This is a genomic window from Leifsonia psychrotolerans, assembly GCF_013410665.1.
Classification (GTDB): Bacteria; Actinomycetota; Actinomycetes; order Actinomycetales; family Microbacteriaceae; genus Cryobacterium; species Cryobacterium psychrotolerans_A.
This window is the reverse complement of the sequence record NZ_JACCFM010000001.1, coordinates 1,463,420-1,485,359: the sequence shown is the minus strand read 5'-3', so window position 1 is coordinate 1,485,359 and position 21,940 is coordinate 1,463,420. Positions and strand designations below refer to the sequence as shown.

The following is a 21,940-nucleotide window of genomic DNA, read 5'->3' as shown; positions in this document are numbered from 1 at the left end:
ACTTAGGCCGCCAGGGCGTCGAACAACGCGCCGTTGAACGAGAATGAGGCGTCGACTTCGGCGACCAGGAGTCTCACCTGCTCGTCAGTTAGGTCAAGACGGTTCAAATTTTCACGGTAAGCCCGCTTGTACCGAACGACGCTCTCGATCTGCTCGAAGCGAAAGAAGCGCAGCTGCTCGGGAGCGGCCCCATAGTGGCGGGCCACGAGCGATGCGATTGCCTGGCCGCCCGAAAGGTCACCGAGGTAGCGCGTGTAGTGATGGGCGAGAGCCTGAACGCCGTCGGACGCGTCGAGGCCCCTCAGATGCTCAACGTACTCGGCCGTCGCAGCGAGGGGTGGGTAGATATCGCGCCAGTGTGCCGCGCCCAGCGCGACGAGGTCAGCTTCGATCGCGTTCATACGAACCAGTCTCGGGTCGAACAGTGCGTCGAGTCCGGGGACTGTGCTGACGTCAACGCGCCCAATGAGGTCTTCCAACGCTTCGTAGATCCAGGCGTACTGTGCCAGATACTGCGTGTAGGCAGCCAGCGAGAGCGAGCCGCCCATGAGTTCTGTAATGAACGATCGGTTCTCGGTGCTGGTGTGCTGGCTCTGGGAGCTCGCGCGGATGTGCCCCGCGAGATCGAAGGGTGCCGCTATCAGTGTCGAGGTCATGGAATGCCTGTCTCAGAGTGGGAAGGTTTGGTAAGGCGATCCTAACCTACTTGCCTGGGTGGCAGCCACACGGCCGTTGAGAGGGGCTCGCGGTCGCGAACTGAGTCGGTCTGTTTTCACCGACGCCGTGTGCGGGAGAAGGGACTTGAACCCTCACGCTCGAAAGCACAGGAACCTAAATCCTGCGTGTCTGCCAATTTCACCACTCCCGCGAGTGCGGTTCAAGTGTACTTGGCGGGGGAGACCCGTTTTGCCTGTGGATAAGTTTCACGCGCGGCGCGCGGATCGGAGCATCATTCAGGGCATGAGTGAGGCTGTGCGTGTGATCACCGAGCGGGTGCGGGTGCGCGTGCGTCAGGAGGGGCTCGACCTGGCTGATGATGGCCGTCTTGCCAATCAATATGTGGGCGATGAAGTGCGTCGCTATAGCGAACGCGCCCTGGGTGGTGCCGTGCCGATGCTTGACGATGAGCGAGCGGCGACGCAAGAAGTCATCGCGTGCTTGACAGGGTTTGGGGTGTTACAGCCGTTTCTTGACGACCCGGGCATCGAAGAAATCTGGATCAATTCGCCCACCCGAATCTTCGTCGCACGCAGTGGTGTCGCTGAGCTCACCCCGCTTGTGATGACCGAGCAGAGCGTGCGCGACGTCGTGGAGCGCATGCTGCAGGCATCCGGAAGACGCATCGACTTCTCCTCACCGTTCGTCGACGCATCATTGCCCGACGGCTCTCGGCTTCACGCGGTCATTCCCGACATCACCCGCCGATACTGGTCGGTCAATATTCGCAAGTTCACTCGTCGCATCCGTGATCTGCATCGGCTCGTCGAACGTGATTCGCTCACCCTGCAAGCGGCAGAATTCCTGCGCATGTGCGTGTGGGCCGGTCAGAACATTCTGGTCTCCGGGGCCACCCAGACCGGCAAGACGACACTGCTGGGCGCCTTGTTATCGAGTAGTCGAAGCGCCGAACGCATTGTCACCGTTGAGGAGACCTTTGAACTCGACGTGAGTGCGCGAGATGTCGTGGCGATGCAGTGCCGCCAGCCAAGCCTCGAGGGCACGGGGGAAATCACTCTGCGTCGACTGATCAAAGAGGCATTGCGGATGCGACCTGACCGCATCGTGGTGGGCGAGGTGCGTGAGGCCGAGAGCCTTGACCTCTTGATCGCTTTGAACAGCGGTCTGCCCGGCATGTGTTCCATCCATGCCAACAGCGCCAGAGATGCGCTCGTGAAGCTTTCGACGCTCCCGCTTCTTGCCGGGCCGAACATTGATGCGGCATTCGTGTTGCCCACGGTCGCCGGGTGTATCGACATCGTCGTGCACTGCGAGCTGAACCGACGTGGGCATCGGCGGGTGAGCGAGATCCTCGCTCCGAGCGGGCAGCTGAACGGCGCAGCGGTCGACGCGAGCCCCCTCTTTGTTGTGATCGACGGGGTGCTTCAGCCGACAGGCGCCTTCCCATCCAAAATGTCGAAGTTCGCGGCGGCCGGGCTCGATCCTGCCGTCGTCTTGCGGTCGAGCGACTGATGAGCATTGTTCTCGGTTGCGTTCTCGGTGCGGGCCTGCTGTTGATCGCCTCGCCGTTTCTCTGGCCGATCGGGCAGACGACGGCCTCGTCGGACGGCAGCACCGCGACCGGGTCACCGAACCATCTGGGCCGCCGCGTCATCGCTGCGGCCAATTCGAAACTCGCGCAGGCAGGGCTCGGTCGGGTCTCTCCCGCGGCGGTCGGCAGCGTCTCGCTCGTGCTCGGCGTTGCGGCTTCCTCGCTCGCCGAGGCGATCGTCGGGGTGCGCGTGCTGTCGCTGATCGCCGGCGGAGCTGCCCTCGCGGTGCCCACGCTCCTCGTCGGGTGGCGAGGTCGGATGCGACGTCGAGCGAACCGCACGGTTTGGCCCGATGTTGTGGACCATCTGGTGTCCGCGGTGCGGTCGGGTTTGGCGCTTCCCGACAGCGTCAGCAGCCTGGCGCACGTGGGACCCATAGCGACCCGCGGATCCTTCGCACGTTTCGAACTGGAATACCGGGCAACCGGAAATTTCGGGCAGTGTGTCGACACCCTGAAGAGCGACTTGGCCGACCCCACTGCAGATCGCATCATGGAAACCCTCCGAATGGCTCGGGAGGTTGGCGGTACCGACTTGGTTGTCGTCTTGCGCAGCTTGGCGGGGTGGCTGCGTCAGGACACCGCGATACGCATGGAGGTCGAAGCGAGGCAATCATGGATCCTCAATGCGGCGCGACTGGGTGTTGCGGCGCCCTGGATCATCCTCGTGTTGTTGAACACCCGGCCCGAAGCGGCGCTGGCCTACAACCGGCCAGCCGGTATGGCGGTCATTCTGGGCGGGCTCGTCGTGTCAGTGCTGGCCTACCGAATCATGGTGAGGCTGGGACGCTTGCCGGAGGAACGCCGGTGGTTCCAGTGAGGTGGTTCAAATGAGGTGGTTCTCGTGACGAGCCCGATGGCCTGGGCAGTGTTCCTCGGGAGTGTGCTGGGTCTCGGTCTGTGGTCGCTGGTGAGCGTGACCCCGCGGTTTGGTCGACCACGGCTCGCGGCGCGAGTTGCGCCCTCCCTGCTTGATGTATCGGTCGAGGCGCGCAAAGTGGTCGGACGCACCACGGTCAGCCCCATCCCGGTTCTCGGCTCGATTTTCGCTCCGCTCATTCAACGGATGGTCCGCCCGTTCGGAGCGCTGGTGGGTGGCGCTGACGCGACCGAGCGGCGGCTTCGCCAATCGGGTTCGCGGCAGAGCGTTGATGCCTTTCGGGCACTGCAACTCGTCTGGGCGCTTGTCGGCATCGCGCTCGCGTCCGCAGCGGTATTGCTACTCCCCGCATTTCAAGCCTTGCCCCTGCTCGCTCGTCTTCTTCTTCCTCTTGTGGGCGGCGTTTCCGCAGCATTCGGGCGAGATCTGCTGTTACAGCGTGCGGCCGCACACCGCGTGGCGCGCATCCGGAGTGAATTGCCGACAGTACTTGAGTTCTTGACACTCTCGCTGTCGGCCGGTGAGGGAATACTCGATGGGCTGCGCCGAGTGTCGAAGGCAGGCTCCGGCGATGTGTCGAAAGAGCTGTTCGGCGTCGTGGCCGAGGTCCACGCCGGGGTGCCGCTGGCCACAGCCCTCACGTCGTTGACGCAACGCCTGCAGATCTCAGCGCTCAGCCGATTCGTCGATCAGCTCATCGGTGCGTTGGAGCGCGGCACGCCCCTTGCCGACGTGTTGCGGGCGCAGGCGCAGGACGCCCGCGAGGAAGCCAAACGGGACCTGTTGGAATCGGCAGGCCGCAAGGAAGTGTCGATGATGGTCCCCATCGAAAGTCCAATAGGATGCTTCTAATGGATGCTGGCGTGTATACCCGAATTAGTAGCGACTCCGAGGGCGAGGGGAAGGGCGTAGCCCGCCAGGAAGAGGATTGCCGGGCCCTTGCTGGCCAGCTCGGCTGGGTCGTCGTAGACGTTTACCGCGACAACGACGTCAGCGCTACACGGTCCAAGATAAGGCCTGAGTATGAGCGGATGATGGCAGACGCACGCTCCGGGCGAATCGGTGGCGTCGTCGTTTGGGCCATCGACCGTTTGACCAGAACCCCGCGCGAGCTCGAGAACGTTATCGACATCGCCAATTCGACGGGCCTCAAATTGGCGAACGCGACGGGCCGAAGCGAAATTGACTTGTCCACGTCAATCGGCCGAACATCCGCGCGAATGATGGGCATCTTCGCGCGCCTTGAGACTGAGAACCAGAGCGCACGCCTCAAACGAAAGTATGAACAAAAGGCCCAAGCGGGGGAGCCCCACGGGTTCGCCCCCTACGGTTTCGAACGCCGTGTGCCCGAAGGTGGAACCATCGGCCTCGACTTCGCGATTCCAGAGCAGGCAGAAATTATCCGGGAGGCCGCCAAACGAACGCTCAGTAGGGAGTCGTTGCGCTCCATCGCTATGGACTTTGATGCCCGCGGAATCCCAACGCCGCGGGGCGGAAAGTGGAACAGCACGGTCCTCAGGCAAATCCTTGTACGGCCTGCGAATGCTGGTCTCAGGCAGCACCGCGGGGAAGTGGTGGGCGAATCGAAGTCAGAGAAAATCATCTCCGTCGAGTTGTATCACCAGCTCGTTGCGTTCCTGAGCGACCCATCACGGAAGTCCAATTTCGAAGGAGCAACACCCAAATACTTGCTCTCAGGGATTGCCCGGTGCGGCGCTTGCTGGGAAACCAAGGGCGGGCGCATGCGGCGCCTCGATGGGCGCAGCCAGAAGCAAGCGAATGGCACGTTCAAACGCCAACCGCCGGCCTACAACTGCAGCGCATGCTTCAAGATTCGCCGCAATCAGGCGAAGGTCGAAGAGGTTGTCGTAGCCGTTATCGTGGCCCGGCTCTCAAAGCCGGATGCCATGATTCTCATCGGGGCGGCAAGCCCGCAAGAGGCCCTCGATGCTCAGAGCGCACTGGACGCCCTCGATGCGCAGCTTGCCCTTGGCGTGGATATGTTTTCAGACGGCGAAATGAACCGGGAACAGTTCAAGCGCCTGAACGAATCCCTTGAAGGGAAGAAGATTGCAGCCGCACGCCGGCTGGCCATTGCCCGGCCAAGCAGCCCGCTCACCAATCTTGCCGGCGCACCCGATGTGCAGGCGGCCTGGGACGTGTTACCGCTCGGGGCGCAACGGGATGTTGTGGATTCACTCATCACCGTTACGATTCTTCCCGTGGGTTCCGGTGCACGGTTCAATCCTGAATCCGTCCAGATTGACTGGAAGAACTAGCTCAACACGGCTCTAAGCGTGGCTTCTTGCTCGGGGGATAGCGGCGGCGCTACGGCTACCAGGCGGGCGGCGTAATTGGCGATAGAGGTGGTCATGATGGGCGGTTCCGTTCCCTGAGCAACGACCGCCGGTGTGAACGGTCAGACGCCCTATGCGCTCGGATTCATAGAGATGCTCAAACCGTTCGCCGCTGTGGAATGAAACCCCAGGCCAGTGGCAAATGCTTCTTGCCGGTCCCGGGTGCATGGCCGAGCAATCCCGGGCGCGTCGACGCACTGCGCATAGGTAGGGCATGGCAACCATCGCTCAGCAACCGCAGCCCTCCTATGTCGTCATCGGCTCGTTGATGGAAGCAGCGGCGTGGGCGCGGGCGGCAGGGCTGGAACCCACCGATTGGGACCTCATCGAAGAGGGCCCGGTACCGCTCCGCGTTTACGCCCGGCTCAGCTTCGCCTGATGCGCCCCGGCATGGCTGCGCTCATCATCGGGCAGGGCGTACTCAGCCCATCGCACGCCCCGTGGGCCTTGAGTGAACGCCGACTATTCACTAGAGCATCCGGGCCAACGCTAACGCCGCCCGAAGCCCTCACAAGTTACGAGCTCACCTTTGACATCCTGTCGCGCGCATCCGCAGCAGGGCACGTTTCGACCGTCGTCGTCGGTGACGGGCAGTCGCTCGATTTCACCTCGGTCACCGGCGTAAACTTCCAATGCTCCGTCGAGCTCCTTTTCAACCAGCCGAGAACCGGAATCAACGAACTTGAACGGTTCCACGAGCGCGTCGCCGACCTGCAGGGGTACTTCGACCTGCTGAACGAAGACGGTACCCACGGGGTTTGGGTTGATGAGGGCCTTCGCTCAGCGGCATGCCGCAAGATGGCTCGCGATGCCCTCGGTGACTGCATGCTCCTGATTGGGGCAAGCGCTCACGGCGGCCTCCAACCTGCGGATGCGGCCGCAGCTTGCGAGTGGGTTGGGCTGGATGCGCCTTTGATTCACATGCACGCGCCGAAGCTGCACGACCAGCGCGATTATGATGGCGACCCGAACGAACCGTTCTAATAGGGGAACCATGGCAACGACATTCTTGTTCATTGGGCCTGAGGTGCTCACGGGGCCCGTGGGGTGACGCTGGAACGCCGCGAGCGACTGTTGGATTGGGTGCGGTTGGCTCACGCTTCTCGGAACAGTAACGTGGTCTCCGTGTCGCGCGCCGGCAAGCCGATGTCGTTCGTAGGCGCAACCGGCCGCGACCATCACGAATACTTCGCGGCACACCTCGAGCCCGTCGAGATTCGCAGGATGAATACGGTCGCGAAGCTTTCGCCGACCGCCTCGAAGTCATTCGTGAGTACCTGAACGCGGGGCGAACCCGGGTGGACCAGCTCATGATGTTGGACACGGATTTGAGCTTTAGCGACATGAACTACATGGCTCGAGTCCTTCACCGTTCCGGCCGCTTGACGTTGCTCGAAGGTGAAGAACCTGGTCGAGGTATAAGCCAGGTGCGGGCCGATTTTCTCTCACGGATTTTCGACGTCGGCGCAAGTCACATGGATGAAGGCTGGGCCGACAAAATCGAGCTGGAGTTCCCGCTCCGGGACCGGACTGGACGGTGGCGTCAGTCGCCAAAGATAAAGTAAATCGTATGGACTCAATCGCTTCTCTCCTTGCCCGTACCGAAGGTAGGCGCACACAGTCGCTGGCGTCGCTGGATGAGGATTCTCAGGCGGCGTTGGGTCAGTTCTTCACACCAGGCATCGCGGCGGACCTTATTGCTTCGATGGTGCAGCTCCCCGCGAGTGGAACTCTCAGAGTGCTGGACCCTGGTGCGGGTTCGGGGTCGCTCACCGCTGCTATCGCAGCGCGAATCTTTCGAGAGGCGCCGGCCGTCAAGCTGGAACTCGTCGCCGTTGAGCTTGATGAAAGCGTTTGCGGAGTTCTTCGTGAAACACTTGACGACATTCGAGCGACCGGGACTGAACTCGGGGTTGAAGTCAGTACCGGTTTGGTGACAGTTGACTTCATTGAGGAAGCCGCATCGCTCGGCGCCGACTTCGGTTTAGTCATCATGAACCCGCCATATGCGAAGATTCCCGCAGGCTCACCGCACCGAAAAGCAATGGCACGGCACGGGGTTGAGGCACCGAACCTTTACGCTGCGTTCCTCGCCCTTGGGGCAATTGCGCTCAAACCTGGAGGGCAGCTCGTAGCAATTACACCGCGTAGCTTCGCGAACGGGCCGTACTTCGCGCAGTTCCGTGGATTCCTGCTGGACCGAGTTTCGCTCAGCCGCATTCACGTATTCGAATCACGCAAGACCGTGTTCTCTGACACTGGAGTCCTGCAAGAGAACATCATCATCGCCGGCACTCGGGATGGCATTGCCAACACTGTCACGCTATCCGCATCGACCGGGCATGAAGATGAAGTTACAGAACGCGTGGTGCCAGCTGATGTGATTGTGCACCCCGGCGACCTCCACCGATTCGTCCGCATCCCTTCCGCTGCCGGTGCCGACGATGCTACGAGCATCATGCAGAGCCTGCCGGCGACGCTTGAAGACCTCGGGGTGAAAGTGAGCACTGGCCGCGTGGTTGACTTCCGTTCTCGAGACAACCTCGTGAGCGAACCCGACGGCGGAACCTACCCGATGGTGTATCCCGCGAACATAAAATCTGGCATAGCGATTCACCCAATGCCGATAGGTAAGCCGCAGTGGTTCCAGTTCGTCGAGCCGAAGGATGAAAAACTCCTTGTTCCCGCTGGTGCCTACGTCATTATCAAACGGTTCTCGGCTAAGGAAGAACGTCGTCGAATCGTTGCAGGCGTTTGGTCTGATTCGACCACACCAGCCGCTTTCGATAACAAGACCAACTACGTTCACTCCAACGGCACCGGCCTCGATATGCGATTGGCGACCGGACTGAATATCTGGTTGAACTCCACTCTCGTCGACACCTACTTCCGGGTATTCTCTGGGCACACTCAGGTGAACGCCACCGACCTCCGGTCGATGCTTTTCCCGTCCGCCGCCGCACTACGCTCGTTGGGACGGGATGAACCGTTCGAGTTGCCGACGCAGGGGGAGATTGACCGGATGGTTACGGAATTGCTCGATACGGAGATGGTCGCTTGAGCGCGGAATCGCGTCTCAAAGAAGCACGGTCAGTGCTTGAAGCTCTCGGGTTCGATAAGGCCCAATCGGGAGACAGAAGCGCATGGACGCTCCTGGCACTTCTACAGCTCAAGCCGGGTTCCGCGTGGGCCGAAGCGCAAAGCCCGATGCTCGGAACTCACGCAATCATGGGGTGGGTCCGCCAACACTACGGCAAGGACTACGCGCCAAACTCTCGCGAAACGTTCCGCCGACAGACCCTCCACCAATTTGTCGACGCTGGCCTAGTCGTTTACAACGCCGATGACCCCGGACGTGTGACCAATTCAAAGGACAACAACTACATGGTCGCCCCTGAAGGGCTGGCTCTCTTGCAGACGTTCGGCACGAGCGAGTTTGAAAAGCGTCTGGCCGAATACTTGGTCACGGCGCCGGGGCTTAAGGCCAAATACGCCGCGGCGCGCGAGATGACTCGCATCCCCGTCACTCTTCCGGATGGAACCGAAATTGACATTGCCGGTGGCGGTCAGAATGTCCTCATCAAAGCAATGGTTGAGGATTTCTGCCCACGCTTCACACCAGGTGGGCATGTGCTCTACATCGGCGATGCTGACGCAAAGCTTGCAGTCTTTCTCGAGGATGACCTTGCCGCACTCGGAGTGACGATTGACTCCCACGGCAAGATGCCAGACCTCGTCGTTCACCAGGCTGACAAGAATTGGCTCTTCCTGATGGAAGCTGCCAGCACCCACGGGCCGGTTGATGGAAAACGGCACGGAGAGTTAGCAAAACTGTTCTCAGGTTCGACCGCTGGCCTCGTATACGTTTCGGCGTTCCCAGACCGGAAGACGATGCGGGGGTATCTCGCCGACCTTGCATGGGAGACCGAAGCGTGGACAGCTGACGAGCCGTCACACATGATGCACCTCAATGGCGACCGTTTCTTGGGCCCGCACGAACGAACCCGAGCTGGTAATTAACGGGTTAGAAACACTCCTGCACGAGCGACGGTTTAGGCTGGCGCATAGCCTTGACCAATGCCTATTACCGTTTACGAAATGTCCAACTCCCGCCGAGAAGTCACCAGTATCCTCAAAGCCGGTTGGTGAGAGTTTGCAGACGGAATTGACACATATGCCGGCATGGAGCTTGACGTGCGGGCGTACTTGGATTCCGCGGGGAACACGAATCCGACGAGATGCCCATCGAGGGCCTAGAGCACATCCAGGAACTCAGCGGGGTAAGCGTGGAAGTCGTGATGGATATCGCCGGCAGGCTGACCGAGCTTGCTCTAGAGACCGATGTGTTCATACCAGCGACGCTCAAGTCCGAGCCAAATGCAAACTGAGTTCCTCGCCGGGTCTTCCTTCGACGAGGTTCCAACTATGGCGATAGGTTCTACGGCTTCATTGCCGGCCCGGCATTCGCCAAATTCACTGATGCCGCCAAGTAGCGCTAACGCTCATTAGCGGGAGCTAACCGGCCTTGTTCATTGTCGCGTTAGTTGACGTCGCTATACCGCGCATAGTTAGGCTCATGGAACTCATCGAGAAGCCGCAGCCGGGTGGTACGGAACTAACGCAGCGGCACATCAAACTCGTGGAGAATGCGCTGCTCGCCAGCCGCGCGCCAGCCACACGAAGGGCCTATGCCGGCGCCATTAAGCGGTTCACCGAATGGTCGGCCGCGAATGGCAATCACACGCCGCTCCCCGCCGACCCACGCAGCGTCGCGGCCTGGTTGGTGACCCTCGCCGCTGACGACGGCCTCAGTATGAGCACCATCACCATCGCTTGCAGCGCACTGAAGGCCTGGCACCTCGACGGCGGCCACCGTGACGTGACCAGGCATCGAGGTATTGTGCAGACCTTGGCTGGGTTGCGCCGGGAGCTCGGGACTGCACCTAGAAAGAAGGCCAGGGCCTTCGATGTACCCGAACTTCGACGCTTGCTGAACGCCCTTGACACCGACTCGAACTCGGGTCGCCGCGACCGTGCGCTCATGCTCCTCAGTTTCGCAAGCGGGATGCGGCGCAGCGAGGTGGTTGCCCTCAAACGAAGCGACCTTCAGCTTTCAGCCTCCGGGATTCGAATCACCATAAGACGCTCCAAAACCGACCAGGTCGGCGCCGGTGTGGAGATTGCCGTGGTCGCTGGCAGCAACCCGGCAACGTGCCCAGTGCGTTCGATGCGCACGTGGTTGGGTGTGCGCGGTGGTGGGCCGGAGGACGCGGTGTTCACCCGTGTCACCCGGGGCGACGTGATTCTAAAAACTACGCAGTTGAGCGGGCAAAGTGTGAGCCTCATCCTCAAGGCAACGGCTGCGAAAGCGGGCGTGGAAGTGGAGCACTTGAGCGGACATTCCTACCGCGCTTCGCATATCACGGAGGCGGCGGCGGCAGGGGTTCCGCTGGAGCGAATTGCACGTACAACGCGGCATTCCTCGAGCGTGATTCTGGGTTACATCCGTTCGGCGAACTTGATGGAAGAAACCAGTGCGGCATCGCTTGGGTTGTGAGGTTTGCAGCGACGCACCGGGCCGCTAGGGCTCCGGGTCCCCGGCCAGGATGCAGCAACACTCCGGGCTGGACATGACCAACTCGACGCCTTCGCGAATGCAGCGGCTGTGGTAGCGGAAATCTGTCATCACGGCTGCGACCAAGTCGCCAGGTTTGCGGAAGGTTCGGGCGAGCCGGCGCCATCGCGAATAGCGTTCCGGCGTCAGCTCGAGTGGAGACATTGCCGCCAAAATGTGGAGCGCAATACCGAAAGAGTCAATAACTTCGGGGGACTCCTTGGGGCCGAACGGGATGCTCATGAACCCCCTTATGCGCGCTACCCAACAACCAATGACGCTGTCCGCCCGCGCGGTGTGGAACGAAGGCGAGCGTGCCTGCTCACCCCTCTCCGGTGGCCGAGTGCGCCCTCAAGTTTCCGGCGACAACTCGCCCAACTCTGGCTCAGTGGTTAGCCACGGCTCCGTGCCATCCAGGGCGACAACCGGCTCATCGGGAAGCGGCAACTGCACTACGTTCGGTTCCATTGCGGAAGTCTACGCCGAGAGTGCGAACGGGGTGGCGGTGACGCGGTCGAGCCTCTCGTTAGGCGATGACTTCGACTCACACATGTGTCTGTCAGTGCGAACGCCCTATCCGTTGCTTTTGGGGGCCGTAGGTAGGAAGAAGCGCAAACAAGCGGGCCTGCAATGGTGGGAGAGTCTCGAAAAATGCCCCACCCATCTCCGGCCAATACTGCCCATGCTGATGTTGAAAATGGTACCGCGCTTCCTTACCTTATGACGTCACCTCGACGGAACGTCGTCCACCTTTCAATTTTCGGATGTTTGTTTGGTCTCAATATGTCGGCAATGTGCAGGTCTCGTCCATCCCCTCGGCACGGTCCTTGTGGCATGAATCGTGAGGTGTTCTCCCTTTGCCGGCCACGTCGGCAGTCGTCTGGGCTACGCAATGAACCTGTTGCTCGAGCCGCCTAGTTGTTGGAAGTCTGGCGGATGCTCCCGCCTTGGCGAGTTCGCCCTCCCGGCCCGCTCGTCGTTGAGGGGCGCAGCGCTCGCGCGGGACTGATGCGGGGGCTACGGAATCAACGCTGCCGCCAGTCGGGTAGATGAAATTGCATCGGGCAGCTCGGTCAGCCTGCGGCACGTGTGGTCTGCCTGCAGAACGCTGGGTGGCTCAGCGCGGGTGGCACTGACGGATGCCGCCGTGGTTCGTTGTTGGCGTGAAGCTACGAGTCCAGAGCGCGCACTTCGGGATGGTCGCGAGTGGGCGAAAGGCCGGCCGAGGTGCCGTGAAGTTTGTAGCTCCCCTTGGTATCGGGTTGGGAGCAGCGGTTCCCCCTCCTTCTATGCGTTCAAGGCGAAAAGTGCAGCATCGAAAAGAGGGGAACACCTCAGCGACTTGGGCTAGCGCCCTGAAATTCTTCGGCTGCTTGCGGCCGAAGTTTCGATACGGCTGCGGCTAGATAGGTCCGTAGGAAATAGGTCTATTCGTCCGACGTGCTTTCCGCTATCCGGGCAACAAGAGCCTCCCGAAATCCTGGGGGGAGCGGGCCGGTGATGAGCACGTGGTTGTCACCAACGCTGATTTCGATTCCGCCTTCGAGCGTCTCGTGGAGTTCCATTGGGTGCCTTTCGTTAGGGATGTACATATAGATAGGCGTCGTGCCAGGTCTTTTCGGCTTTCTCCCAAAGAATCTTGAATTCAATACGCAGTCGCGTCGAGAAGAACGCTGCGGAGCTTTCGTAAAGCGCTCGCCTCGGCGTTTGCCAGCTCAATCTTTGAAAGTCCCAGCTCGGTCGCCAGGGCGGCTCGAGTCGGGCCTCCGGCCTCTGGCAAGTAGTAGCCGGTGACCACTGAACGTTCGGTCTCGTGGAGCAAATCGAGTGCTGCCAGCACAACACGTTTCAGTTCGCCGCTGATGACTGCATCCTCGGTGCTCTGCACGCTGGAATCAGCGAGTGCTTGAGCTTCAACATCGGCTCGAATCGTTTCGGTGCCGGTGTCGTCGTTTCGTGTGAGCTCGGACAGTCGCGAAGCGCGGTCGCTGTGAGCGACGGTGCCACGCCGCAGCTCCCGGGTGATGCACGTAGCGCCGTAGCTGACGAAGGAGGCGGTGTTCGAGTTCCAACTCGCAAGGGCCGTACTGACGGCTAACCGGCCCTCTTGCATCAACTCGTCGTGGCTCGGGCCGGTACCGGAGCTGTAGCGTCCCGCAATCTTGGCAACCAGTGGTTCGTAGCGGCGGATGAACTCGGCGTGAGCGCGGGATGCGTAACGGTTGCCCGGGGATTGGCGGGCTTCAGCGGCAGCGCGCATCTCGAACATGGACACTTCGGCGGCGCGGGCATCGTTGTGCTTGGCGGTGCGCGCGAGGAGGAGCGCTCGGCGGGCCCGGGTGGCGTCGGTGGCGAGTCGAATGTCGGGTAGTGCGTGCTCGCGAAGTTCAGCATCGGGCAGGGTTGAAAGCAGCATGAAATGGCCGTTCGTCGTAATCGAAGGGCTGGGTTCTCCCAGTCCGTCCGTTACCCTGCGGCGGTCGCCATTTCGTGCGTCCCCGGGCAAAAAAATGCCCCGCACAGGAAACATCTGTGCGGGGTTGTGGGCGGTGTGAACGCACCCGGGAGGGTGAGTGTAGTTACGGTTCGGTGGCTTCTAGCTCGCTCATGAACGCGTCCCTGACCTGCTCGTCGAGGTCAGCCATCCTGATGGGGGCACCAGTTTTTTGAAGGGCAAGCAGTTCGGCTACGGCGGCTGCGATAACGTCAAGCGCATCTCCGGCAAGGAAGGCCGAATGCTTGGCGGGGGATGCCTTTGGGTTCCTCTTGCGAGGGGGATTTACTCCGTACTTTCTGACCGGCGCGCCTTTGGCCGCAGCGTACCGGGCGCGGGCGGCTTCGCGCCGCCGTTCGACAGCTGAATCGGTGCAGCTGCCGGTGCAGCGGGCGCCGCCGTCTGCCTTCGAACGGCACATTGTCTGTCCTACCTTTGTCGCGAACTCCAAATTCGAGATTAGCTCTTCTGCCATGCGGGTCCGAGAATGTGCGGCTCGCCGGTGATGGGAATGCCACCCCGGTGCTCGGTCATTTTCTCACGGAGGACATCTGCGGCGTGGTCCGCGTCGTCGGTCGGGACCATGACTATCAGTTCGTCGTGGAACGGCAGCCACAAGCTTTCAGCGCCGAGCACTGCGGCGACACGCATGATGCCGGCGTAGAAGACGTCTGCCGCGGAGGCCTGAATGCGCGTATTGAGCACAGCGTATTCTTTGCCTACTGACGGCCTCGGGATGGGGCGACCCCCAATGGTGAGTTCGGCGGTTCCTGCCCGCATCTCCGCTTTTAGTCGTTCTGCGTATGCCGCTAGGCCGGGGAAAGCTCCCCAGATGTCCGCAATAATGGCGGTCGCTTCGGGAACTTCGCAGTTCAGCCGCTGGGCGAGCCCTTTGGCGCCGGCGCCGTAGAGCACCGAGAGTAAGCCCGTTTTGAAAAGTGACCGGGCCCCAGCATCTCCGCGGACTTTCAGGGCAAGGTCCGTGTAAAGGTCGCCGGCAAGGATAGCGGCGCGCATGGAGGAGTCGCCGGAAAGTGCGGCGGCTACCCGCGGTTCGACTTGAGATAAGTCTAGTGCCACCAGCGCGTGTCCCGGCTCGGCGAGCAGGAGCGGACGAAGCGCCCCGGTGGTGTTCTGGAGCGAGGGACGCAGGATAGTACCGCGGCCAGTCTTCGCGTGGTGCAGGACAAGTTGAGGGAACACCCGGTCGCCCTTGCGGTAGTGCTCAAACTGCCCGAGTGTCGACAATCTTGCCCCGATATGGCGGGCCTCGCGGAATTGCGCCCACACCAAGTGGGCTGCCTGAGTGGGCGGAACGATTGTTCGGTCGGCGTCGCTTCGCGCGAGCGAGGGTGCGCCGTCGTGGTTCGTGACGTGGATGCCAACTCGTTGCAGCCAATCGTGCGTTCGGGTCGCGCCGGAGGCTGACTCGTCGAGCACGTCCAAGCCAAGTTCACGTGCGGCCTGGGCGCGGAGCGCCTGGTGCGAGGCGAGTTCACTCTCGAGCAGCTCTATATCAACGCGCCACCCTTGCGCCTGCCGCGGTCGCCAAAGCTGCTCGTGACGTGCGGACGTCATGACCGCCGCTCGAGTTTCTAGTGCTGCTTGGTCTTGGAGTGTGGCCATGAGCCGAGCAGTCGATACAGCCTGACGTGCTGCCCCTGCGGATTTGAGTGTGGGGCGGTCTCGTCGCATTGACACCCACGACTCAGCACCCGGTTGTATGACTGCCTGGGCGACACTGGCGCAGTACATCCATCCGAACCGGTCGAGTGGCTGCGAAGTGATGCGATGTAGAGCAATGGCGGTTTGAGCCGCGTTCGCCACCCAAACGCTGGTCCCAGAGTCCCGAACAGCGGCAAGGGCGCGCCGGATTGCCTGGGTATCCGTGCGCGAGATGAGCAGGTTTCGCCCGCTGGTTGTCCCGAAGGCGAGCTGACGGTCGGTCAACGCGGCACCCCACGGTCGTTGAGTCACCAGCATTGCCCGGAACTCTTCCAGGGTAATCGACTCCACTAGCTGACCTCGTGCGTCTCGGGCGGGGCGACGGTTGCGTTGGGCTCAGGCGGGGCAATCGGGCGGCCGGGGATGAGCGCGCGGCCAGACGCATCAAAAGCTTCGACAACATACTGCTTCGATTTCTTGGACTTCTCTGCACGGTTGGGTACCGTCATTCGGTAAGTCACGCCTTCGAACGGCACGCTTGTATTCAGAATCTTCCGCAGTTCGTTGCCCCACTTGACGGCAATCTGCGTTTCCGTACCGCCGGTGAAAGCGAGCTCGGATGGAAGCAAAGGGCGTTCATCTTCGGCGCCGATTTTAGAAATCTTGAAGAGTTCCGCTGCCGGTCGTGGATGGCCGCTCGAATGTTTCCAAATGGCGGCGAGCAGTTCCCCCCACTCGGTCCCTAGGTCGTCTTGCTCGGCCACTTCAGCGTCCCAGCCGGTGAGAGCGAATTCTGCAAGCTCTCGACCGTTCGAGTGGGTTAGGTGTGACATCGCCCCTAGAATCTGGCCGGCCCAGTTGTGTGAGAACTTCATGCCCGGGATGACGCGTTGCGTGGCCTTGTTCTGCAGTCCGTGCAACAGAACCGTATGCGCCGCCGCGAGGAGCTGGGGCCGGTTCTTCAAGACGTAGGCATAAAGGTTTGGGTGACGGTAGACCGTTTGGTCCGAGGCAGTGCCTGCGGGTGGGCGTTGAATCCTAATCGTCAGGAAACGGCGATTGGTATCACCGCCGAGCTCAACCTGGTTTCCGGCTGCCGTAATGATGACGTTCTTCAGGGTGGCCATGTCATTGCCCTGCAGAATGCGGTGCTTCACTTCGCCATCGACCGCGGAGAGTGCGCCGGTGAGAGTGGTGCCTTTCACCTCGGCGCCCCGGGGGACCTCATCGCAGTGGAAGAACCGGCCACCGGAGAGGATGAGCGAAACCAGGGCCTTCTGCGTCTCGTCGTCAGCCCATCCACCGACCTTGTACGAGGTAGCGTGGACGTGGCCCTGCGCGAGGAGGCGGCCAATCATAAGCAGATATGACTTGCCACTACCCCTGTCGGGGGCGGTAGCGAGAAACCCGATGGAGCCGTTCAGGAGCGGGCGCCCTACGCATGTCAGGAGGTAGGCAAACGCGCGCGCTTGGTCAACCGGCGTTGCGAATGGGAAGGATTCCAGGAGTTCCGTGCGGAGGAAGTCGTAGGCAGCCTGAGCGTCTTGTTTGCTCGGGTTGTCGGGTACCACGTAGTCCCGCAGCCACCGCGAGCGGTCGCGGTGGGGCATCGTAATGACCGCCTTGGCGGCGCGGTTGTACCCGGGGTGACGTGCGATGCGGCCTTCAGGAGTGAGAACCGGCTCGGTCGCGACATGCTCGACGGGCGGTAGCATGCCGGGGCCCTGCAAGGCCTCGAGCGTCCCGCTCACGATGGAAGGTGGCACAGAATGGTCGTACTCGACCGATGGGCCGTTCTTCCCCTCACGGGTGCGGACAAGCTGGGCTGCGGCGATGAGAAGACCGGTGCCGTTTCGCTCGTTCCATCGTCGGACCGAACCCGAAGGGGCTACTGAAATAATCCCCTCGACCACTCCATCGGTTTGAGTTGCGAAAGCCAAGGGCATGCCACCATCGGTGTTCAGAACCGCGCTCTTAATGGAATCGGCGAACTGGGTAATCACAGCCAGCGTGGGCTGGTTGCGGTTCACCTGAACTGCGCGGCCGCGCGCGGCAAAGAGCTCGGTCTTTGTGGTGACGTGTCCTTCCTCGACCAGCCGCGTAGCGAGTTCCTCAGCGGTCTCCTCAGGTTTCGCACGAGCTTTCGCTTGGGCCTTTGCGTAAAGGTCGAACGGCCGGAGCACCTCCGTCAATTTCCCAGAATCTGCGTCTAGCTGGAGAAACGTCGATAACCCATGTGGGAGCCGCGCTATGAGGTTGTCACGGCGATAGTCGTGACTGGTCGCGCCGCTGCTGGTTTCTTGCCAGCCTGCATCGAGTGCCCATTGGCGCATCTCGAGCGATGTTGTACGTCGATTGAATCGGTCTCGAATCCCGTTGGTCTGGTCGTCGTGCTCGCGGGTGTCGTAACCGCGGACGAGCGCCGTACGGGTGTCACTAGCTACATCCAGTACGACGCCAACGCCCAGCAACTCTTGCGGGCTGAGAGGTGTCAGCCTGCCGCGGTCGCCGTCAGCGAGTGCGAAACCTGCGGTTGGGGCAACGATGACGGCGTTGCCGAAAGTCAGCTGGGCGAGTGGCACAGAGGATTGCGTCGCGGTCACGGCGGGGAGGCTGGAGATGAGCTGCTGATACGCCTCGGGGGTGGAAAGGGTGACACCGGCGTACGCCTGCAGCATGCCGTTGGAGGACGACTCCACCCATCCGGTGCGGAGCCGTTTGAAGACCTTCTCGCAGGAGGCCATAGCGATGGCGCTATCGAACGCATCGCTCTGGGCCGGAATCGTGATGGTCAGCGGGTACGTATGTTCGGTCCCAGTTGGGATTGCTCCGCGTAGGCCCATCTGAATTGCCAGTGCTGAGCTGGAGGATTGCGGTACCAGCGTCAGGTGTGCGGCCTGAAGCTCGGATGATGCTTTCTGCATCCTGGCGGTGTCGGCATCGAAGCCGGCGGTCAATGAATCCATGGGGGGGGGACCTTTCTGTTACTTCCAGATAGGTGCGGGGTAGGAAGATTTTTGAGACATCGGCAAAAGATTTCCTCAGGGTGCTTGGATTGAGGCAAGCAAAGAGGGGGACAGGGGGAGAAGGGGGGCATTTTTCCGCCGTTTCGTTATCCCCGCTTTAGAGGCGACACTTCTGAACTCGCTCTCTAAGAATCTTCAGGTCCTGAGTCGTTTCGTCCATCAATGAAGCTGGACGAGAATCCTCCCCCAATGCCCCCCCTGCCCCCCGCCCTTCGGGGTATGTGAGGATTGCGGACGGAGAGCCCCTCAAAGCTTTGTCGCGTGGAGCTACCCAGAATGAAAGGAGTTTGCCCCCCGAAGCCCCCGTCCCCCCTCCGGGCAGGAATGTCGGAACCGCTGATTAAAGGCAGTTCCTTGAAACCCGCCGCAGGGTACGGGATGAACCCATATCAGGGCTTCGGCCTCAAACGGCCGTCACCGAGTAAGCGGCGCTCCAGCATCACAAGGCGGCGCAGCCCTCACTTTCGAAAGTGAACTTCCATGTTCGAGTCATTAATAGCAGCGCGCCCGTCTACCCGTCACTGCAAGATTGGACGGCTGCTCACCGAAATCGCATTAACCGACCCGCAAGGCGCACGCAACTTGAGTAAAGGCCTAGCCCGTTCGGCTGATGAGCTCTCAACCCGCGCGATTTGGAGGGAGATAGTCGCCCAATTTCCCAACCGGCTGTTCGCCCCGGGGGCTATTTACAAACACCGCGCAAGGTCGTGTCGGTGCCCGGCGTCAACTCACTAGACGTTGAGGTGGAAGGGGACATCTGAGCAATTTGCAGTGGCCCCTCCCGCCGCGCTGTTTGGCATCCACAATGAGATATCTGTACGAATAGCGGCACTGACCGTACGCTCGTACAGTAATATTGGTTGGTGGTAGCCCACGCCGAAGTCTCCCTTCCCGCGCGTAGCTCGACTAGGAACGCCACTTGGCGCCCCCCCCCAAACAACCAAGGACCACATGGCTTTTGCAATCAGCCCTTCCCCGGACGACGAACTCCCCACTCGTGAGGACGGCGCGCCGTTCCCGTACGCGTTCGTTGTTCCGTCTGGCGCAGCCCTGTTCGCTGACACTGTGACAGAACTCGTCGAACAAATCATCGTGGGGTATGTCGAACTCCCTGAGATGGACGCTGAGGACGACCCGTACTTGGAAGCTCGCCTTGACCATCTCGCTGTTCTGGCCGCGAAGGCGCAGGCGACGGTCGTGGCGACGTTGGAGGAGGAAGGACAGTTCGTCGTTGAGGACCTGTCTGAGGACACGCTGACTGCGCTGTTCACTCGGAAGGACGGCCCTGTCCTTGAGTTCGATGAATGGCGTGAGGAAATCCCGCTGATTCTGTTCACCACGAACTACGCCCCGTTCAGCGAATTTGAGCGGCCGGTCGGTGAGAACATCATCTGGTTGAACGCGTACACGGAACGGACGTACTTGGATTCGCTCGAGAAGCTCGGTGTCGGCGAACTGCATGTCCGCGCGGATGACGAAATCGTCGTGGAGGCCGACAGTGTGTGAGGGCGGTGGCTTCGGCTGCCGCCCTAAATTCTGAGTCATCTCGGAACAATGTTCGGGGCGGGAGCACCGTGAAACGAAGGAACATCAAACCATGTCAAATCTTGACCCCGGCTCGACGAGCCCCCTCGAACCTGAGACTGTAGAGCTGTCCGATGCCGATGCTGTAGCTGACGCGCCCGTTGAACTGAACGTCAAGTCGCGATTCAACGCTCTCCCGAAGCCCACCAAGGTTGGACTCGCTGCTGGCCTCGCCCTGCTGCTTGTAGCCGGCGGGACTGGTGCGGCCTTCGCTGCTGTAGGAGCCGCCAACAAGGCGGCTCACACCGCGGCGGTCACCGACTACACCGAGGCGATGAAGGCGCTCGCCCTGGCGAAGAAGGCGGACGCTACGAAGTCTGACCTGCTCGGCACGACTGTCGTGGATGCCGGGGCTTTCAACACTCAGGTTGGCGCTCTTGTCACCGCGGTCGAAGGCATCGTTGATGAGCCCGCTCGCCTCGCTGTCGACGGAGAGCGCAAGACCTTCGAGAAGCTGTTCACAGGCATTGCCGCGGACCGCACCCTCGACGTGAAGACCGGCAAGCTCGTCGAGGGCACTAAGGTCATCGCGACCCCGGACGCACCGACGGCCAACGAGACGCAGGAGACCGACGACATCAAGGCGGTCACCGAGAAGCTGGGCAAGCTCATCGCCGCCAAGACCAAGGCGACGGACGACACTGGCAAGCTCATCAGCAAGGTCGCTACCGGCACCCAGAACCTGCTTGACACGTTCCCGGCCGTCATCGAGTCGGTGCCAGCGCACGGTCAGGGCCGCCTCGACGGTTCAGTCTCCGCCGGCCAGGGCGAACGCGACGCACTTACCGCAGCAATCGCAGCGTTCAAGGACAAGAAAGCCAATCCTGTCGAAACCCTGACCGCCTACGCTGCTGCAGCGGAAGCCGTCCGCGCATCCCACGACGCTGTCGAAGCGCAGAAGGCAGCCGAAGCCGCAGCAGCAGCACAGGCAGCAGCAGACGAAGCAGCACGCAACTCCGGCGGCGGTTACTCCGGCGGCGGTGGTGGCGGTGGTGGCGGTGGCAACTCCGGTGGCGGTGGCGGTTACTCTGGCGGTGGCGGCGGTGGCAACTCCGGTGGCGGTGGCGGTGGCGGTGGCGGCTCATCGTCCGACGGTGGATACACCATCGGTGTCGGTTCCAACATGACGTGCAATAACGCTGGTGGCAGCAACAGCTCGTCGGGTGGCTTACTGCTTATCCCTGGGTTGAATGTCGCCAGCTATTGGGTTTCTGGTGGCCCTGGCAACTGGACCGTCCACTGGACGTGCAACGCTCCAGATGATGGTAGTAGCGACTGGTAATTCTCCGCTTCGCCCTCTCGCCCGGTATGTCTTCGGGCTGCTGGGCGAGAGGTGTTTAACGGCTAGACCCGGATGTGGACACGGGCAGGGATATTGAGAGGTGCTGAGCGCTGGATGAGCAACGTGGTGCTCTTGGGTCGAAGTGTGAGTGCGGTGATTGCGGCTGCAAGGAAAACCACTGTGAGTGTGGCGATGAGCGTTCTTATCCGACAAGCCGACCTCGTCGACGACTGCCGGTCAGTGGCGTGGAGGTGCGACGGTAGGCGCTGCGAGCAAGCTGCACGGCCCGATGACGAACTGTTCGGCTGTCGGAGCGCGCTGTCTGCTGGCACCGGGCCAGCCTTCGTGAGCGGCCCAACGCATGGAGTGGGGCTAAGACGGCAGCGCGATGGTGCCATTCAAGGTGGGCAGCCCCGAGGACAAGGGGGCCTTCACCGTCGAGACTTACTCGGTCATTGGTTCCGGAAACAAAGCACGGATTGACCACGTCACTTATGACCCACACCGATTGGTGGGTAGGGATTCCATGCCGGAGGGCTCGGTTATGTTGGACGATTGGGTTGTCGCTAGAGTGCCGGTGGCAGCACCGCAAAACTATTGCTGTCGATGTCAATCGGACGCCGCCGATGGCCGGACAAGAGCTCCGTTGGCGGCTGAGGCGACCGTCAGGTACACACAGCCCGTCCGCGCCACGAAACTGCCATGAGCGTAGACGGCGCCGGAGTGCACGCCGCGTCGCCGTCACCAACGACGGGACCATCGGGGCCAT

The 21,940-nt window shown here is 61.5% G+C and carries 18 protein-coding genes and 1 tRNA gene; 12 read left to right on the top strand and 7 right to left on the bottom strand.

Annotated features, from left to right (window positions below; translation table 11 throughout):
* Positions 1 to 2: 2 nt before the first annotated feature.
* Both HNR05_RS06975 and HNR05_RS06970 read right to left on the bottom strand, forming a co-directional pair.
* A complete protein-coding gene (locus HNR05_RS06975; RefSeq protein WP_179578361.1) occupies positions 3 to 656 on the bottom strand; it encodes a biliverdin-producing heme oxygenase in 654 nt (217 codons plus the stop codon).
* Between the two features lie 130 nt (positions 657 to 786).
* A tRNA-Leu gene (locus HNR05_RS06970) sits at positions 787 to 868 on the bottom strand.
* Positions 869 to 960: 92 nt separating this feature from the next.
* Between HNR05_RS06970 and HNR05_RS06965 the strand changes: the two genes are divergently transcribed.
* The 10 genes from HNR05_RS06965 to HNR05_RS06920 all read left to right on the top strand — a co-directional run bounded on the left by HNR05_RS06965 (position 961) and on the right by HNR05_RS06920 (position 11,063).
* On the top strand, positions 961 to 2,190 hold the full coding sequence (locus HNR05_RS06965) for a TadA family conjugal transfer-associated ATPase (RefSeq protein ID WP_179578360.1): 1,230 nt from the start codon (positions 961 to 963) through the stop codon (positions 2,188 to 2,190).
* Complete coding sequence (locus HNR05_RS06960; RefSeq protein WP_179578359.1) at positions 2,190 to 3,089, top strand: type II secretion system F family protein; 900 nt, start codon at positions 2,190 to 2,192, stop codon at positions 3,087 to 3,089. Before HNR05_RS06965 ends, HNR05_RS06960 begins: the two co-directional genes overlap by 1 nt.
* A gap of 24 nt (positions 3,090 to 3,113) precedes the next feature.
* Positions 3,114 to 4,001 carry a type II secretion system F family protein gene (locus HNR05_RS06955; protein WP_179578358.1) on the top strand — a complete coding sequence of 296 codons (888 nt, stop codon included), beginning with the start codon at positions 3,114 to 3,116 and terminating at the stop codon, positions 3,999 to 4,001.
* Entirely contained in the window at positions 4,001 to 5,428 is a 1,428-nt protein-coding gene (locus HNR05_RS06950) for a recombinase family protein (protein WP_179578357.1), read from the top strand. Before HNR05_RS06955 ends, HNR05_RS06950 begins: the two co-directional genes overlap by 1 nt.
* A gap of 292 nt (positions 5,429 to 5,720) precedes the next feature.
* Complete coding sequence (locus HNR05_RS06945) at positions 5,721 to 5,885, top strand: hypothetical protein (protein ID WP_179578356.1); 165 nt, start codon at positions 5,721 to 5,723, stop codon at positions 5,883 to 5,885.
* On the top strand, positions 5,885 to 6,490 hold the full coding sequence (locus tag HNR05_RS06940; RefSeq protein WP_179578355.1) for a hypothetical protein: 606 nt from the start codon (positions 5,885 to 5,887) through the stop codon (positions 6,488 to 6,490). The genes HNR05_RS06945 and HNR05_RS06940 overlap by 1 nt, the downstream gene beginning before the upstream one ends.
* A 553-nt stretch (positions 6,491 to 7,043) precedes the next feature.
* Entirely contained in the window at positions 7,044 to 8,567 is a 1,524-nt protein-coding gene (locus HNR05_RS06935) for an Eco57I restriction-modification methylase domain-containing protein (RefSeq protein WP_218868833.1), read from the top strand.
* Entirely contained in the window at positions 8,564 to 9,526 is a 963-nt protein-coding gene (locus HNR05_RS06930) for a BsuBI/PstI family type II restriction endonuclease (RefSeq protein ID WP_179578354.1), read from the top strand. Before HNR05_RS06935 ends, HNR05_RS06930 begins: the two co-directional genes overlap by 4 nt.
* Before the next feature lie 218 nt (positions 9,527 to 9,744).
* Complete coding sequence (locus HNR05_RS06925) at positions 9,745 to 9,894, top strand: hypothetical protein (protein WP_179578353.1); 150 nt, start codon at positions 9,745 to 9,747, stop codon at positions 9,892 to 9,894.
* Between the two features lie 188 nt (positions 9,895 to 10,082).
* The gene (locus tag HNR05_RS06920) at positions 10,083 to 11,063 is read left to right on the top strand and encodes a tyrosine-type recombinase/integrase (RefSeq protein WP_179578352.1); all 981 of its coding nucleotides are present in this window, start codon (positions 10,083 to 10,085) and stop codon (positions 11,061 to 11,063) included.
* Positions 11,064 to 11,087: 24 nt separating this feature from the next.
* Here HNR05_RS06920 and HNR05_RS06915 read toward each other — a convergent pair whose 3' ends face one another.
* The 5 genes from HNR05_RS06915 to HNR05_RS06895 form a co-directional block, all read right to left on the bottom strand.
* A complete protein-coding gene (locus HNR05_RS06915; RefSeq protein ID WP_179578351.1) occupies positions 11,088 to 11,363 on the bottom strand; it encodes a hypothetical protein in 276 nt (91 codons plus the stop codon).
* Between the two features lie 1,402 nt (positions 11,364 to 12,765).
* Positions 12,766 to 13,536 (bottom strand): sigma-70 family RNA polymerase sigma factor, encoded by a 771-nt coding sequence (locus HNR05_RS06910; protein ID WP_179578350.1) that lies wholly within the window; start codon positions 13,534 to 13,536, stop codon positions 12,766 to 12,768.
* A gap of 163 nt (positions 13,537 to 13,699) precedes the next feature.
* Positions 13,700 to 14,089: a hypothetical protein gene (locus tag HNR05_RS06905; RefSeq protein ID WP_179578349.1), complete on the bottom strand. Its 390-nt coding sequence runs from the start codon at positions 14,087 to 14,089 to the stop codon at positions 13,700 to 13,702.
* Positions 14,074 to 15,192 carry a DNA polymerase gene (locus tag HNR05_RS06900; RefSeq protein ID WP_179578348.1) on the bottom strand — a complete coding sequence of 373 codons (1,119 nt, stop codon included), beginning with the start codon at positions 15,190 to 15,192 and terminating at the stop codon, positions 14,074 to 14,076. The genes HNR05_RS06905 and HNR05_RS06900 overlap by 16 nt, the downstream gene beginning before the upstream one ends.
* A 437-nt stretch (positions 15,193 to 15,629) precedes the next feature.
* Positions 15,630 to 18,245: a hypothetical protein gene (locus HNR05_RS06895; RefSeq protein ID WP_179578347.1), complete on the bottom strand. Its 2,616-nt coding sequence runs from the start codon at positions 18,243 to 18,245 to the stop codon at positions 15,630 to 15,632.
* 1,011 nt (positions 18,246 to 19,256) lie between these two features.
* Between HNR05_RS06895 and HNR05_RS06890 the strand changes: the two genes are divergently transcribed.
* Positions 19,257 to 19,811, top strand: a complete 555-nt coding sequence (locus tag HNR05_RS06890; protein WP_179578346.1) for a hypothetical protein — start codon at positions 19,257 to 19,259, stop codon at positions 19,809 to 19,811.
* 91 nt (positions 19,812 to 19,902) lie between these two features.
* Positions 19,903 to 21,171, top strand: coding sequence for a hypothetical protein (locus tag HNR05_RS17360; protein ID WP_218868832.1), 1,269 nt, complete (start codon positions 19,903 to 19,905; stop codon positions 21,169 to 21,171).
* Positions 21,172 to 21,940 lie beyond the last annotated feature (769 nt).

Coding starts and splice junctions, on each gene's coding strand:
- HNR05_RS06945 (WP_179578356.1), top strand. CDS start 5,721: ATGGCAACCATCGCTCAGCAACCGCAGCCCTCCTATGTCGTCATCGGC.
- HNR05_RS06940 (WP_179578355.1), top strand. CDS start 5,885: ATGCGCCCCGGCATGGCTGCGCTCATCATCGGGCAGGGCGTACTCAGC.
- HNR05_RS06905 (WP_179578349.1), bottom strand. CDS start 14,089: ATGGCAGAAGAGCTAATCTCGAATTTGGAGTTCGCGACAAAGGTAGGA.
- HNR05_RS06890 (WP_179578346.1), top strand. CDS start 19,257: ATGGCTTTTGCAATCAGCCCTTCCCCGGACGACGAACTCCCCACTCGT.
- HNR05_RS06975 (WP_179578361.1), bottom strand. CDS start 656: ATGACCTCGACACTGATAGCGGCACCCTTCGATCTCGCGGGGCACATC.
- HNR05_RS06900 (WP_179578348.1), bottom strand. CDS start 15,192: ATGACGTCCGCACGTCACGAGCAGCTTTGGCGACCGCGGCAGGCGCAA.
- HNR05_RS06895 (WP_179578347.1), bottom strand. CDS start 18,245: ATGGATTCATTGACCGCCGGCTTCGATGCCGACACCGCCAGGATGCAG.
- HNR05_RS06915 (WP_179578351.1), bottom strand. CDS start 11,363: ATGAGCATCCCGTTCGGCCCCAAGGAGTCCCCCGAAGTTATTGACTCT.
- HNR05_RS06965 (WP_179578360.1), top strand. CDS start 961: ATGAGTGAGGCTGTGCGTGTGATCACCGAGCGGGTGCGGGTGCGCGTG.
- HNR05_RS06925 (WP_179578353.1), top strand. CDS start 9,745: ATGCCCATCGAGGGCCTAGAGCACATCCAGGAACTCAGCGGGGTAAGC.
- HNR05_RS06920 (WP_179578352.1), top strand. CDS start 10,083: ATGGAACTCATCGAGAAGCCGCAGCCGGGTGGTACGGAACTAACGCAG.
- HNR05_RS06910 (WP_179578350.1), bottom strand. CDS start 13,536: ATGCTGCTTTCAACCCTGCCCGATGCTGAACTTCGCGAGCACGCACTA.
- HNR05_RS17360 (WP_218868832.1), top strand. CDS start 19,903: ATGTCAAATCTTGACCCCGGCTCGACGAGCCCCCTCGAACCTGAGACT.
- HNR05_RS06960 (WP_179578359.1), top strand. CDS start 2,190: ATGAGCATTGTTCTCGGTTGCGTTCTCGGTGCGGGCCTGCTGTTGATC.
- HNR05_RS06950 (WP_179578357.1), top strand. CDS start 4,001: ATGGATGCTGGCGTGTATACCCGAATTAGTAGCGACTCCGAGGGCGAG.